This is a genomic window from Hydrogenophaga crassostreae (assembly GCF_001761385.1).
Taxonomy (GTDB): domain Bacteria; phylum Pseudomonadota; class Gammaproteobacteria; order Burkholderiales; family Burkholderiaceae_C; genus Hydrogenophaga; species Hydrogenophaga crassostreae.
In genome coordinates, this window is sequence record NZ_CP017476.1 from 1,826,608 (window position 1) to 1,840,751 (window position 14,144).

Annotated in this window: 10 protein-coding genes; 2 read left to right on the forward strand and 8 right to left on the reverse strand. The window is 62.5% G+C overall.

What is annotated here, in order from left to right; genetic code table 11:
* Positions 1–12: 12 nt before the first annotated feature.
* From LPB072_RS08475 to gabT, 3 genes are read right to left on the reverse strand one after another with little or no spacing between them, the layout of a single operon-like run.
* Complete coding sequence (locus tag LPB072_RS08475; RefSeq protein WP_066094121.1) at positions 13–1,092, reverse strand: ABC transporter ATP-binding protein; 1,080 nt, start codon at positions 1,090–1,092, stop codon at positions 13–15.
* 43 nt (positions 1,093–1,135) lie between these two features.
* Entirely contained in the window at positions 1,136–2,302 is a 1,167-nt protein-coding gene (locus LPB072_RS08480) for a CaiB/BaiF CoA transferase family protein (protein ID WP_082877091.1), read from the reverse strand.
* Positions 2,302–3,597, reverse strand: coding sequence for a 4-aminobutyrate--2-oxoglutarate transaminase (gabT, locus tag LPB072_RS08485; RefSeq protein WP_066094127.1), 1,296 nt, complete (start codon positions 3,595–3,597; stop codon positions 2,302–2,304). The genes LPB072_RS08480 and gabT overlap by 1 nt, the downstream gene beginning before the upstream one ends.
* 150 nt (positions 3,598–3,747) lie before the next feature.
* Between gabT and LPB072_RS08490 the strand changes: the two genes are divergently transcribed.
* Together LPB072_RS08490 and alaS are read left to right on the forward strand one after the other, a co-directional pair.
* Positions 3,748–5,154, forward strand: a complete 1,407-nt coding sequence (locus LPB072_RS08490) for an aminotransferase-like domain-containing protein (RefSeq protein ID WP_066094130.1) — start codon at positions 3,748–3,750, stop codon at positions 5,152–5,154.
* 122 nt (positions 5,155–5,276) lie between these two features.
* Complete coding sequence (gene alaS / locus LPB072_RS08495) at positions 5,277–7,898, forward strand: alanine--tRNA ligase (RefSeq protein ID WP_066094818.1); 2,622 nt, start codon at positions 5,277–5,279, stop codon at positions 7,896–7,898.
* Positions 7,899–8,106: 208 nt separating this feature from the next.
* Here the strand turns inward: alaS and LPB072_RS08500 are convergent, their stop codons facing one another.
* The 5 genes from LPB072_RS08500 to LPB072_RS08520 all read right to left on the reverse strand — a co-directional run bounded on the left by LPB072_RS08500 (position 8,107) and on the right by LPB072_RS08520 (position 14,012).
* Positions 8,107–9,048 (reverse strand): pseudouridine synthase, encoded by a 942-nt coding sequence (locus LPB072_RS08500; RefSeq protein WP_066094132.1) that lies wholly within the window; start codon positions 9,046–9,048, stop codon positions 8,107–8,109.
* 41 nt (positions 9,049–9,089) lie between these two features.
* Entirely contained in the window at positions 9,090–9,800 is a 711-nt protein-coding gene (gene trmB, locus LPB072_RS08505; RefSeq protein ID WP_231943531.1) for a tRNA (guanosine(46)-N7)-methyltransferase TrmB, read from the reverse strand.
* 194 nt (positions 9,801–9,994) lie between these two features.
* Positions 9,995–11,689: a sensor domain-containing diguanylate cyclase gene (locus LPB072_RS08510; protein ID WP_197508929.1), complete on the reverse strand. Its 1,695-nt coding sequence runs from the start codon at positions 11,687–11,689 to the stop codon at positions 9,995–9,997.
* A gap of 107 nt (positions 11,690–11,796) precedes the next feature.
* Positions 11,797–13,170: an oxygenase MpaB family protein gene (locus LPB072_RS08515; protein WP_066094140.1), complete on the reverse strand. Its 1,374-nt coding sequence runs from the start codon at positions 13,168–13,170 to the stop codon at positions 11,797–11,799.
* The gene (locus LPB072_RS08520; RefSeq protein ID WP_066094143.1) at positions 13,170–14,012 is read right to left on the reverse strand and encodes a carotenoid biosynthesis protein; all 843 of its coding nucleotides are present in this window, start codon (positions 14,010–14,012) and stop codon (positions 13,170–13,172) included. The genes LPB072_RS08515 and LPB072_RS08520 overlap by 1 nt, the downstream gene beginning before the upstream one ends.
* Positions 14,013–14,144 lie beyond the last annotated feature (132 nt).

The window sequence follows — 14,144 nt, forward strand, 5'->3', positions numbered from 1 at the left end:
AAATACCAGGGTTCAGCGGTAGATACGAAGGTGCTCGGTCGGAACGTGCAGGTTCACCGTGGCACCCTCGCGCAATTGGCCCGCGTATTGCAAGGGCAACTTCACACTGAGTTCGGGCTGGTCGCTGGTCTGGCAGCGCAGGCGCAAGTGGTCGCCGAAATAGATCACATCGGTCACTTTGGCCGACAGGTGGTTGGTTGCGCCACCGCTGGCTGCCAGGCCAATCCGCTCAGGGCGCACGCTGCATTGCACGCTGTCGCCGGTGTTGGCCTTGTTTACATTGATGCCGGTCAGGCGCGTGCCATCGGTCAGCGTGACTTCGCATTGATCGCCGCTGGCTTGGGTGACCTTGCCGTCGAGCACCGAGTTGTCGCCTACAAAGCTGGCAACAAAACGGTTCACGGGTGTCTCATACAGGCGGTCGACAGGATCGATCTGCTGTATCACACCTTCACTGAACACGGCCACCCTGTCGGACATGGTGAGCGCCTCGGACTGGTCGTGGGTCACATAGACGAAGGTCACGCCCAGGCGGCGGTGCAGTGCCTTGAGTTCGAGTTGCATGTGTTCTCGCAATTGCTTGTCCAATGCGCCCAGTGGCTCGTCCATCAGCACCAGTTGGGGGTCGAACACCAGAGCGCGAGCCAAAGCCACCCGCTGCTGCTGGCCACCCGAGAGCTGGCCTGGATAGCGATCGCCCATGTGGCCCATCTGCACCATATCGAGCGCGCGCTTGACCTTGTCTTCGCGCTCCGATTTGCCGAGCTTTCGCACGGTGAGCGGGTAGCCGATGTTGTCGGCCACGGTCATGTGCGGGAACAGTGCGTAATTTTGGAACACCATGCCGAAGTTGCGTTTGTGCGGTGGTGTTCGGGTGATTGGTACACCATCGAGGCTGATTTCACCGGCGGTGGGCGACTCGAAGCCGGCCAGCATCATCAGCGTGGTGGTTTTGCCTGAGCCCGATGGGCCAAGCAGAGACAGGAATTCACCTTTCTGGATCTCAAGGTTCAGATCGCGCACCACCAGGATGCGGCCGTCGTAGGTCTTTTGCACACCGGTGAAGGTGACGAGTGCGGTGCTGGTGGTCATGTGGGTAGGCAGGTCTCGGTCTGGAAGGAAAGTCGATGCGGATTCAGGACGATGCTTGCAACCACCGTGCCAGGTGGGCGTCGAGCGGAGGCGGTGGCAAATCGGCCATCGGGCGCTGTCCGTCGAACAGCATGGGGTTGGCGATCATGGGTGGTGTGCGCGTGTCCGATGGTTGTAGTCGCAAACCACGCGCAGCGACATGGGGGTGTTCCATGACATGGGCAACGTCCAGAATCGGAGAGCAGGGCACACCAGCCTGATCGAGCAGTGACATCCAGTCACTGGTATCGCGCTGCAGCGTCCAGCCCGTGATCAACGGCACCAGGGTCTGGCGGTTTTCGACTCTGGCGGGGTTGGTGCTGTACAGCGCGTTGCGCGAAATGGCGGACTGGCCTGCGGCGTCGCACAGGCGGGTGAATTGCCCGTCGTTGCCCACGGCCAGCACCATGTGGCCATCGCGGGTGGGGAATACCTGGTAGGGCACGATGTTGGGATGTGCGTTGCCCATGCGGGTGGGTGTCTTTCCGCCGATCAACTGGTTGGCGCCCTGGTTGGCGAGCATGGCCACTTGAACGTCAAAAAGCGAAGCGTCTATTTCCCGCCCGCGCCCGGTGGTCTGGCGTTCGACCAGGGCGGCAAGGATCGCTGTGGTGGCGTAAACGCCGGTCATCAAGTCGGTGACGGCCACCCCCACCTTTTGGGGCTCACCGTCGGGCTCGCCTGTGATGCTCATCAGCCCGCCTTCGGCCTGGATGGCGAAGTCATAGCCCGCTTTGTGCGAAAGCGGGCCAGTCTGGCCGTAACCTGTGATCGAGCAATAGATCAGGCGCGGATTGATGGCTTGCAGGCTTGCCGCATCCAGCCCGTACTTCGCAAGTTGACCAACTTTGTAGTTTTCGATCAATACATCGGCTTCGCGGGCGAGTTCGCGCACCTGTTGCAAGCCGTCCTGGCTCGCCAGGTCAATGGCCACGGACCGCTTTCCGCGGTTGGCACATATGAAATAGGCAGCGACCCGCGATTCGCCTTCACCCCACCAGGGGGGGCCCCAGCTTCGGGTGTCATCACCTGTGCCCGGACGCTCGACCTTGAGTACGTCGGCGCCGTAGTCAGCCAGCAATTGGCCCGCCCACGGGCCCGCAAGCACGCGTGACAGATCCAGCACCCGCACGCCAGCCAGCGGGCTGGGCGGTGGAGCGTGGGGCGCCATCAGCCCTGCAGCGCGTCGAGCGACGCCTCAACAATGGCCAGGCCTTCGTCGAGCACGGCGTCGCTGACTGTCAGTGGCACCAGGATACGCACCACGTTGCCGTAGGTGCCGCAGGTCAGGATGATCAGACCGCGCCTGGTGGCTTCGGCGGCCAGCGCCTTGGTCAGGTCGGCATCGGGCTGGTGTGGATCGCCGTTTTTGCACAGTTCCATGGCCACCATCGCGCCCAGGCCGCGTACTTCGGCAATGCAGGTGTGTTTTTTCGCCAAGGCTTGCAGGCTGGCGGTGATGCGCTGGCCGACTTCCTGGCTGCGTTGCAGCAGGCTGTGCTTTTCGAACTCGTCGAGCACCGCCAGCGCGGCCGCGCAAGCCAGCGGGCTTCCGGCGTAGGTCCCACCCAGGCCGCCGGCGGCGGGCGCGTCCATCACGTCGGCGCGGCCGATCACGGCAGAGATCGGGAAGCCGCCGGCCATGGACTTGGCCATGGTGATCAGATCGGGCGCCACGCCAGCTTGTTCCACGGCGAACCAGGTCCCGGTGCGGCCAGCGCCGGTCTGCACTTCGTCGGCGATCAGCAGGATGCCATGCAGGTCGCACAGGGCGCGCAGGCGCTGGAACAGCTCGGGCGGGGCCACGTTGAAGCCGCCTTCGCCTTGCACCGGCTCCAGGATGATGGCCGCCACCCGGCTGGCTTCGATGTCGTTCTTGAAGATCTGCTCGATCGAGGCCATGGCGTCGTCCACGCTCACGCCGTGCAGGGCGTTGGGGAAACGGGCGTGGAAGATCTCGTTGGGGAAGGGGCCAAAGCCGAGCTTGTACGGTGCGACTTTGCCCGTCATGCCCAGGGTGAGCAGGGTGCGGCCATGGTAGCCACCGGTGAAGGCGATGATGCCCGAGCGGCCGGTGTGGGCGCGGGCGATTTTGATGGCGTTTTCCACGGCCTCGGCGCCGGTGGTGAGGAACAGGGTTTTCTTGGCGAAATCACCAGGGGCCTTGGCATTGAGGCGCTCGGCGAGTTCCACATAGGGTTCGTAGGCCAGCACCTGGAAGCAGGTGTGGGTGTACTGGTCGAGCTGGGCTTTGACCGCTTCGATGATGGCGGGGTTGCGGTGGCCGGTGTTGAGCACGGCAATACCACCGGCAAAGTCGATGTAACGGCGGCCTTCAACGTCCCAGATTTCGGCATTTTCGCCCTTGGCAATGAAGATTTGGTGGCTGTGACCCACGCCGCGCGGCACAGCGGCGTTGCGGCGGGCCATGAGCATGGCGTTGGTGGCTTGGGGTTCGCGTTGCATGGAGATTCTCCGCAAAGGGTGGAAGTGGGTTCGACTGACTGGCGATACTCTATGCAGAAGATGCGGTCGGTACCATATACAGACAGCCCATTGGTGCCAATGCACTGTGCAGCCCGCGCGACCGATACAGACAAACCCTAGGTTTCCCCCATGTTTACCCTTGACCCGAAAGCCACGGCGCCCTTGGTGGTGCAGATCGTGGAGGGATTTCGCGACGCCATCCTCAGTGGCAACCTGCGCCCGGGCGCCAAAGCACCATCGATACGGCAACTGGCCCATGCGCACGGTGTCAGCGTGTACACCGTGGTGGACGCCTATGACCGTCTGGTCGCTCTCGGCTATTTCGCTTCACGCCCCCATTCCGGGTTTTTTGTTCGCCAGCGCGAAAGCCTGGCGCGCCTGAGCCATGATGCGGAACCGGCCGAAGCGGCCAACCACAATTTCGATTCCATGTGGTACCTGCGACGGGTGTTTGAAAACCGGGCGCTGCGCATGAAGCCCGGTTGCGGCTGGATTCCTGGCGACTGGTTGTTCCAGGACGGCTTGCGCCGCAGCCTGCGTACTTTGGCGGCTGAAAACGCCGAACTGGGCGGTTACGGTGAACCCAAGGGTTTTGCGCCATTGCGCCACCTGGTGCGCGACCTGCTGGCCGAGCAGGAAATCGCGGTGGGTTGCGAGCAGGTGTTGCTCACGCACGGCTCCAGTCAGGGCCTGGATCTGGTGGCCCGCTGCCTGGTGCGCGCCGGTGACGCGGTGCTGGTGGACGATCCCGGTTACCCCAACCTGCTGTTTTCGCTGCGCTTTCTGGGCGCGCGTCTGATCGGTGTGCCGCGCACGCCCAATGGATACGATCTGGCGGCGCTGGAGGCGCTGGTGATCGAGCACAAGCCCAAGGCCTTTTTCACCCAGCCGCGCCTGCAAAGCCCGACTGGCTCGGTGGCTTCTTTGGCCCATTTGCACCGCGTGGTGCAACTGGCGGAGCAACACCATTTCACGGTGGTGGAGAACGACATATACGCCGACCTCGATCCCGAGCCGCGTCCCTCGCTGGCCAGTCTGGACCAGCTGCAGCGGGTCGTCTACATCAGCAGTTTTTCCAAAACCATTTCTCCGAATCTGCGGGTGGGCTACATGGCCGCACCGCCCGACTTGCTGGAAGACTTCGCCCAACTGAAGATGATTTCCGGGCTGACATCGTCCGAGTTCAGCGAGCGGTTGGTGTACGGTGCCCTGGTGGACGGGCGCTGGCGCAAACATTTGCGCGGCTTGCGTGAGCGTCTGGCCGCGGCGCACCAGCGGGTGGCCCAGGCCTTGGAGGGCGAAGGCTTTGAGCTTTTTTCCGAACCCAAGGCCGGCCTGTTCATCTGGGCGCGCCACCCCGACATTCAAAACGCCGCCGAGCTGGCCTACAAAGCCGCCGAGCAGGACATTCTGCTGGGCCCTGGCCACTTGTTCGACCCGCAATTGCAGCCCAGCCCATGGTTCCGCTTCAACGTTGCTTTCACCGATGAGCCCAAGGTATTGGCCTTCTTGAAGGACCACCAAAGCCTCAACTGAGACCCGTTTTTGGGCTATCTGGTGAGGAACGCCGCACAGGGTCTCGCCAGTTTGCGAAAATACACGGTTTGGTGCGTTCAACGCCCATTCTCAATTCCCGTCAGAACCTCATCAAGGCCACCATGACCAGCCCCGCTTCCGTTGCCGATATCCGCAAGACCTTCCTGGACTTTTTTGCCTCCAAAGGCCACACCATCGTGCCCTCCAGCGGCTTGGTGCCCGGCAACGACCCCACGCTCATGTTCACCAACTCGGGCATGGTGCAGTTCAAGGACGTGTTTCTGGGCACGGACAAGCGCCCCTACACGCGTGCCACCTCGGTGCAGGCCTGCCTGCGCGCCGGCGGCAAACACAACGATCTGGAAAACGTGGGCTACACCGCGCGCCACCACACCTTCTTCGAGATGCTGGGCAACTGGAGCTTTGGCGACTACTTCAAGCGCGAATCGCTGAAGTGGGCCTGGGAGCTGCTGACCGAGGTCTACAAGCTGCCCGCCGACCGGCTGCTGGCCACGGTGTACGAAGAGGACGACGAGGCCTACGACATCTGGACCAAAGAAATCGGCCTGCCGCCGGAGCGCGTGATCCGCATCGGCGACAACAAGGGTGGTCGCTACAAGAGCGACAACTTCTGGATGATGGCCGACACCGGGCCTTGCGGCCCGTGCTCGGAGATTTTCTACGACCACGGCGACCACATTGCTGGCGGCCCCCCCGGTAGCCCCGATGAAGACGGCGACCGTTTCATCGAAATCTGGAACAACGTGTTCATGCAGTTCGACATGGCCGAAGACGGCTCGGTCAAGCCGCTGCCCGCACCCTGCGTGGACACCGGCATGGGTCTGGAACGTCTGGCGGCGATCCTGCAACACGTGCACAGCAACTACGAAATCGACATCTTTGACCAGCTGATCGAGGCCGCCGCCCGCGAGACGGGTGTTGACGATCTGTCGAACCCCTCGCTCAAAGTGATCGCAGACCATATCCGCGCCACCGCATTTTTGGTCAGCGACGGTGTGATCCCCAGCAACGAAGGTCGGGGCTATGTGCAGCGCCGCATCATCCGCCGCGCGATTCGCCACGGCTACAAACTGGGCAAAAAGACGCCGTTTTTCCACAAGCTGGTGGCCGATCTGGTCAAGCTCATGGGCGCGGCGTACCCGAGCCTGGCCAATCAGGAGCAGCGCATCACCGATGTGCTGAAAACGGAAGAAGAGCGCTTCTTTGAAACGCTGGCCACGGGCATGGAGATTCTGGACAGCGCCCTGGCCGGTGGCGTCAAGCAACTGCCGGGCGAGGTGGCCTTCAAGCTGCACGACACGTATGGGTTTCCGCTCGATCTGAGCGCCGACGTGTGTCGCGAGCGTGATCTCTCGGTGGACGAAGCGGGCTTCCATGCGGCCATGGCCAAGCAAAAGGCCGCAGGCCGCGCGGCCGGCAAGTTCAAGATGGACAAGGCGCTGGAGTATGCCGGGGCGGGCAACGAGTTCGTTGGCTACGAGAAGCTCGAGGCGCAAGCCAAGGTCGTGGCGCTGTACCTTGAGGGCACGGCCGTGGCCGAACTCAAGGCGGGGCAAAACGGTGTGGTCGTGCTGGACACCACGCCTTTCTATGCCGAGAGCGGTGGCCAGGTGGGCGATGAAGGCGCCATCGTGAGCGGCTCGGCGAAGTTCGCCGTGGGCGACACGCAGAAGATCAAGGCCGATGTGTTCGGTCACCACGGCACGCTGGATCAGGGCACCCTGGCCGTGGGTGACAGCGTGACCGCGCAAGTCGACACCGCGCAGCGGGCTGCGACGATGCGCAACCATTCGGTGACCCACCTGATGCACAAGGCCTTGCGCGAGGTGCTGGGCGATCACGTGACGCAAAAAGGCTCGCTGGTCGATGCCGACAAGACCCGTTTTGACTTCACGCACAACGCGCCCGTGACCGACGACCAGATTCGCGAGATTGAGCAGCGCGTGAACGCCGAAATCGTGGCCAACGCCGCGACGCAGGCGCGCGTGATGGACATCGAATCGGCGCAGAAGACCGGCGCCACCATGTTGTTTGGCGAAAAGTACGGCGAGACCGTGCGCGTGCTCGACATCGGCACCAGCCGTGAGCTGTGCGGTGGCACCCACGTGGCGCGCACCGGTGACATCGGCTTTTTCACGATCACGGCCGAGGGCGGCGTGGCCGCCGGCGTGCGCCGCGTGGAAGCGGTGACAGGCATGAATGCCCTGAACTACGTGCAGGGCATGGAAACCACTCTGGGTGGCGTGGCCGGCACGTTGAAGGTGACGCCCCATGAAGTGCCCGCGCGCGTGGTCGCCTTGATGGAACAGATGCGCGATCTGGAAAAAGAGATGGGTGCGATCAAGAGCCGCCTGGCTTCGGCGCAGGGCGACGAACTGGTGGGTCAGGCGGTGGACGTCAACGGCATCAAGGTGCTGGCCGTGGTATTGCCGGGCGCCGATGCCAAGGGACTGCGCGAAACCATGGACAAGCTCAAGGACAAGCTGAAAACCGCTGCCATCGTGCTGGCGGCTGTGGACGGCGACAAGGTGCAGATCGCCGCGGGCGTGACCGCCGACAGCATTGGCAAAGTCAAGGCCGGTGAGCTGGTGAACTTTGTGGCCCAGCAAGTGGGTGGCAAGGGCGGCGGCAAGCCCGATATGGCCATGGCCGGTGGCACCGATGCCAGCGGTCTGCCCAAGGCGCTGGCATCGGTGCAGGCCTGGGTGGCTGAGCGGGTTTGATTCGCCCCGTCGCGTCGGGAAGCTCCCTGGGACCCACACCAGCGGCCCGCTCGATGGCTGCGCTGCTGCGGCGCGGCGCCCAGAGTCGGGCGCGGGCCTCGGCGTCCGTGCTCACCTCGGGCTGTGCCTTGGTGGCTTCGTCGATACCGCTGCGTCGGTGGTGATTCAGACCGGTGCTGTTCTGGGGTACGGCCGCACCGGGTGATGTTCAGCTTTGCGCTGGCCACTCCAGTTGGCGTGTGCTCTCGAACCGCCTGGCTTGTCCGCTGACCGGGTCGGTGAATGCGATGGCTTTGGCCAGCAGCCGCAAGGGTTCCGCGAAGTCTTCGGTTTCATCGGGGCCGTGCAACACGGTCGGGTAGAGCTGGTCGCCGACGATGGGCAGACCCAGTGCGTTCATGTGCACCCGCAACTGGTGTCGCTTGCCGCTGATGGGGCTCAGTTCGTAGCGTGCCCACGGACCGCGTTGTTCCAGCACCCTGATGACCGTTTCGCTGTTGGATGCAGACCCGACTTCAGCCTCCACCATGCGGTAGAACTCGGTTGGGTGCTCCACGAGTCGGCTGCGGCGGGTGTGTGGCCAGCTCAACGCCGAGTTCGCGGGCGCGATGGCTTCGTAGGTTTTGTGCATTTCGCGCCCACTGAACAGCGCGTGGTAAGCCCCACGTTCGGCGGGGTTCACTGCGAACAAGACCAGCCCAGCGGTTTCGCGGTCGATGCGGTGCAGCGGCGCCAGCTGGGGCATGTTCAGTTTGCGCTGCAGGCGCACCAGCAAACATTGCTGCACATAGCGGCCGCCGGGTGTCACGGGCAGGAAGTGTGGTTTGTCGGCGACCACGAGGTGGTCGTCTTGGTACAGCACCGATTCTTCGAACGGCACCTCCTGCTCATTGGCCAGTTCGCGGTAGTAATAAATGCGCGCGCCGCCTTGGTACGGCGTATCCAGCGCCAGCCCCTGACCGTCTTCGGACAGCACCAGGCCATCGGCAAAACGCTGTGTCCATTCGCGTGACGATACCGCTGGCATGCGTTGCGCGAGGAACGCCAGAACGGTGGGCCAGGGCGGGGGCTTCAGGGTCGGCAGCGATATACAGCTGGCGGCCACGCCAAGGTGGGTTGGGATTTTGGCGTTGCCGGGGCTGCGGGACATGGGATTCAGGCTTGGCGCCAGCCCTCAGGCCGGCAAGGGGCTCAGACCCGGCGGTACACCAGATCCCAGACACCGTGGCCCAGCTTGATGCCGCGGTTTTCGAATTTGGTGAGCGGCCGGTATTCGGGCTTGGGAGCACAGCCGTGTGGGCCGGGTTCGGTGGCTGTGTTGACCAGCATCGTCTCTGCACTCAACACGGTGTGCATTTGCTCGGCGTAAGGCTCCCAGTCGGTGGCCAGGTGCAGGTAACCGCCGGGTTTGATGTGGCGCGCCAGGCGGTTCACAAACGGGCCCTGGATCAGGCGGCGCTTGTGGTGGCGGCTCTTGTGCCAGGGGTCCGGGAAAAAGATGTGCACGCCGTCCAGGCTTTGCTCTCCCAACATGTGGTCCAGCACCTCGACCGCGTCGTGTCGGAAGATGCGGATGTTCTCGATACCGCCTTCGCCGATGAGTTTGAGCAAAGAGCCCACGCCGGGCTCGTGAACCTCGCAGCAAATGAAGTTGTCTTCTGGGCGCACCTGGGCAATGTGGGCCGTGGCGCCGCCCATACCAAAGCCGATTTCCATGATGAGTGGCGCGCTGCGGCCGAATGCGGCTGGCACATCCAGGGATTCAGCCTGGTAGTTCAGCAGGTATTTGGGGCCAAACTGGTCGTAGGCCCGGGCCTGGCCGGGGCCGGTGCGCCCGGCGCGCAGCACATAACTTTTGATCACCCGCCTGAATGGAACGGCGGGGCTGGTTGATTCGGCCATTGCCTCGCCATTCGGTTTGGCGGCGGGTAGGGCGGTGGGGTGTTCTGTGGTCATGACATGCAAGAAAGGCTGGAGTCGAATTGTAGAGGTGGGGATTGCGCGCAGTTCTTTTGACCAGGCGCGGTTGCCTGTACTTGCGATGAGCCTGAGCCTCGCGTCAACGCCCCCTTCCCACCAGCCGGTGCAGCGCTGTCTCAGCGTTGTTGCTCCAGATGCAGCACCATTTTGCGAGGGTCGTTGGCCAGTTCATCCAGTTTTTTGCTCAGATGGCGAAGGATGGAACGCTCTTCGCCTTCCTGCGAGCCCTCAAGCTCCTCGGCTTCCTCCTGGGTGCCGGGGTTCATCGGAGGCATGGCAGAAACCACCCGGAACCGAAGCGAAGTTTCGCCTGGCAAGGTCGATGTCTGTTCCAGACCCTTGGCCACCATGTGCTGGGCCAGCAGCTTGATCTGGTCGCTGCGCATCGGGCCTTCGACCAGGATGGCAAACCGGGTGTCGGCCACGCGGCACACGGTGTCCACATCGCGCACCACCCGTGAGAGTTTGGCCGCAGCGATCACCAGGGCCCGGTCACCAGCTTCCCGTCCGTCGAGCGCCACAAATTCGCTGTGGTTGGCCAACTCCACCATCAGCACGGCACAGCGGTGACCATACCGCCGAGCGCGTTTGATGGCGTCTCGCAGGCGCAAGCGCAGAACAGGCGTGACCGTTAGTCCGGTCAAAGGGTCGGTGCTGTCGAGTGCCCGCATGCGGGTGCGGTTTTCGTTGAAGTGTTTGGCCCGCCGATGCAGGATATACAGCAACAGCGGGATCTCGATTGCGGAGCCGATCAGCACTGCATATTGGGTAGCCCAGCTGTCGGGCAGCATGCCTGCGCTGCGCAGCGCAGGGAAGGGGTAAGCCAGGTGCACAGGCAGAAAACCCAGCAAGAGCCAGCCTGCATAGCGTTCGCCCTGGCGCCAGGCCCAGAAACACAGCGCGATGCTCAGAATCACCGACAAGAGCCCATACAAGCTCAGAACCGCGAATGCGGTTTCGGTTGAGTTCAGCGTGTAGACCAACGAGAACAGCAACCCAAAAATCGACCAGCCAACAACAAACCGATCAATACCTCTGTGGTGGCGAGAAATGGCACAGACCTCCCGCACGAACCAGATGCCAGAGGCTGTGAGCCACAACATGAACAGAGCCGGTGCGGCATTGTTCCACCAGGCCCATTCACTCCAGAAGAACAAGCCTCCCAGCCCAGTGAACGAAACCTGAAAGCCCAGCATGCAGGCCACGTACACCACGTAGGCCACAAACGCGCGATCGGCATAGAGGCGCGCATGGACCCACCCGAGAAACATCACGAGCAGGCCAAAACCAAGGTAGCCGCCAATCATCAGGTAGGCCCAGTGGCGGTTTTTCTGGAGCTCGCTTTCGGAGATCAGGTACACCCTTGCGCTAAGAGGTGTTGGGCGGTTTTCCATGCGCAACCAGACAGGTCCAGGGCTCGCCGAGTCTTCCAGCGCGAAGGTGGGCGCGCGGTCTTGAAGGGCCCATTGGGCGACGGGAATGTGATCGCCAGCTTGCTGCCGCTTCCAACCGCCATCGGTGCTGGCCTGGTACAGGTCGACCCGGTCGGTAAAGGCGGAGGCTTCCAGTGTGAGGTACATGCGCTCACGGGCGTCCAGCTTGGGCACATCGATAAGCAGCCACAAGACGGCACCCTGAAGCTTGAAGGAGCGAGGCTTGCCCAGAGGTTCAAATGTGTCTTCCCCTTGAGCGGACACCGTCTCAATCGTTGCTTGACCTGTGGTGTCTATCCAGAAGCGAGCTTGTGCGGTGATGTCTTGCGGGCTGGGGGATGCAGATTGGGCGTTGCCCGCCCAGGCGAAGAAAAGCAAAACAATGCTCAGCAGACAACGAACCCAGGGCTTGATTGATGTGCCAAGCCTGTCGGTTTGGTGGCGGTCCCACCGAGGCTGCGGCATTGACGCTTGCGAGATGACACTCATGTTGCTTGCCTGGGAGGGTGTCGGTTGACCGTCCATGGCCCCTGAGTGGTCATGCGGTCTTCCAATCGGTTAAGCATGGAGGGGGCGTATGCATCATCGCCCCAGGTTGCGACGGTCTGGTGCATGGCATCAATCAATTGATCGGGCAGATTGAGGGGGCGGGTCTGACTCAACAGGAATTGGGTCAAGAGATGGTACCCAAGCACGCGGGTGAACAAGCGCGACAGCGAAAAATGAGGAGCCCATAGCCGCACTATGCCATCAACGCACTGGGTCAGAAGCAGCCCTGTTCGAAACGTGAGTCGCGTCAACCACGGCACGTGTTCGCCGATACCGACAAGGCGCGCGGCTTTGGGACCCATGAGCCACTGGGTGAGAGGCACTGGAAGGTGGCGAATGACCGGGACCGCGATGGCTTGGGCCATGGTTTTGGACAGTGCTTGCCCCAGGGCTGGCCTGGGGTCGGGATGGGGCTGCTGGTGGCGGGCTTGTTCGCGAATCAGGTCAAACAACACCTCGGCGTCGTCCATGGTGTGAGCCATCAGTTCATGTTGAATGCCCAGCACATGGCCCATGACATTCCATGTGTGCAGGAAGGCCTCCTCGTCTTCGCGGGCAAGCCGTTGGTTGAGCTTGCGCATGGCGCGCAGAAAACAATAGCCGAAGGTGAGCAGGGTGTATGCCAGTTCCACCTGGTTGCAGGGTTGGCCCTGGGTTGAGACGTCCCACCCGTGTGCCTCCAGGGCCTGGTGGAGTTTCACGGGTTGTTCCGCTTCGAGAACGATCGGCTGGCCACCTACACCGGTACCCGGTGTGCCACGCAGAATCAGGTGGCGGATGGTCGCGTGAATCAGTCGAACCTTGAGCACTTGCGCCACCCCGGCCCCGTGAGGGCTCGTAAGCCCACCGCGCATCATGACGGGGAATACCATCGCCGCGGTCTGGCGGATCCGGTGCTCGGTGTTTGTCTCCAATTGGCCTGCGATTTGCAATACCTCTGCCAGGTTGGGCAGCACGTAGCACTCAGGCAGGCTGGAGCAGAACAGCAGGGTGCACGCCAAAGGGCCGTGATCCATGAAGAGCTTCTCTCCTCGGGTGAGCTTTGCCGGGTCGGCCCAATTGGGCAATGCCACGCCTTCGGACAAGTACCGCTGCAATGCTGGCCCGACCCTGTTGTTGGCGCCATCGGCGTCGGTTGCGGGCGCCCATTGCGCCAACACGCCGTTGTTCGTCCAGTCGTTCATCATGCGGCTGGCCTGGGCGATGCTGGCGCTGTCGAGCAGTTGGCCTGGCTCGAGCCAGGAAGCGACGGTGCGATCGGCCAGCGGGTCTGCTGAGCCTTCCCATGTCCGGAGCTGTTTCGGGTCCATCAATTCAGGTGCTCCTTCCCGGGCTGTTTCCATTGCCACCAGGTGGCCGTTGCGACCAGCAATGGCGTGCCCATGGCGAAGAAGGCGATGGCGCGCGTTTCGATGGGGTGTCCCAGTGCCATTTGAAAAGCCATGCCACTGGCATAGATGAGCAGCGCAATCAGTGCGGCGCGTCGGGTATGGGTTGTCGGTTGAACTGGGGCGCAGGGTGCACAGCACCACTGGTAGCCGAGCACGATCACAAAGGAAATGAACATCCAGCCTGCAAACCCCTGCAAGGTTTCACCAAACCATCCGCCGTCGGTCTTGGCCATGATCCAAGCCTTGAGCACGAAGACAAAATATGGGTCTGCACCCAGGTCAAACGCGGTCACGATCATGGCCGCGAGAAAAGAAGTCAGCAGCATCGCGCCCTTGTTGCGGCTGGCCAGCACCGGCTGACGCCACAGTAAAAAGCAAGCCATGACATACCCGATGAGGCACAAAGCGAACCACATGATGGGGATGACCAGCGGCACGTCGCCCATTCGTATACCCAGCACATCGGTATAGGCATATTGGCCAAAAAACCAGCCGTGGGAAGAGCCCATTTGCTCTGCGAACCAGCCAACAGCGGCGGCCAGGAGGGCAAACACCAAAGCCGGCCAGCGGCCAAGCAACTGTTGGGCGGCCCACAGGCATGCCACGAACAGCAACACCGATGCGACGACGAGCGCCGTGGTGGTCAGTGGGAAGTCGCGGGCGGTGAAGGAGACGAAGGCCAGCAGGCCGGGAAGCAGCAGCAGGTATTCGGCATGGTTGTTTCGTGGTGGCGTGGCCAGGGCAGGGGGTTGTTGGGTCATTCTGAACGGTTGTTTCAGGGATGCTCTGGTGGCATCTTCTTACGTCCCTGCGGTGGCGGTGGTTTTGCCGGCGATCTCAGCATTCCGGATTTTCTGGAAATACCCAGCCAGCCACTTGTAACAGAGTTATAC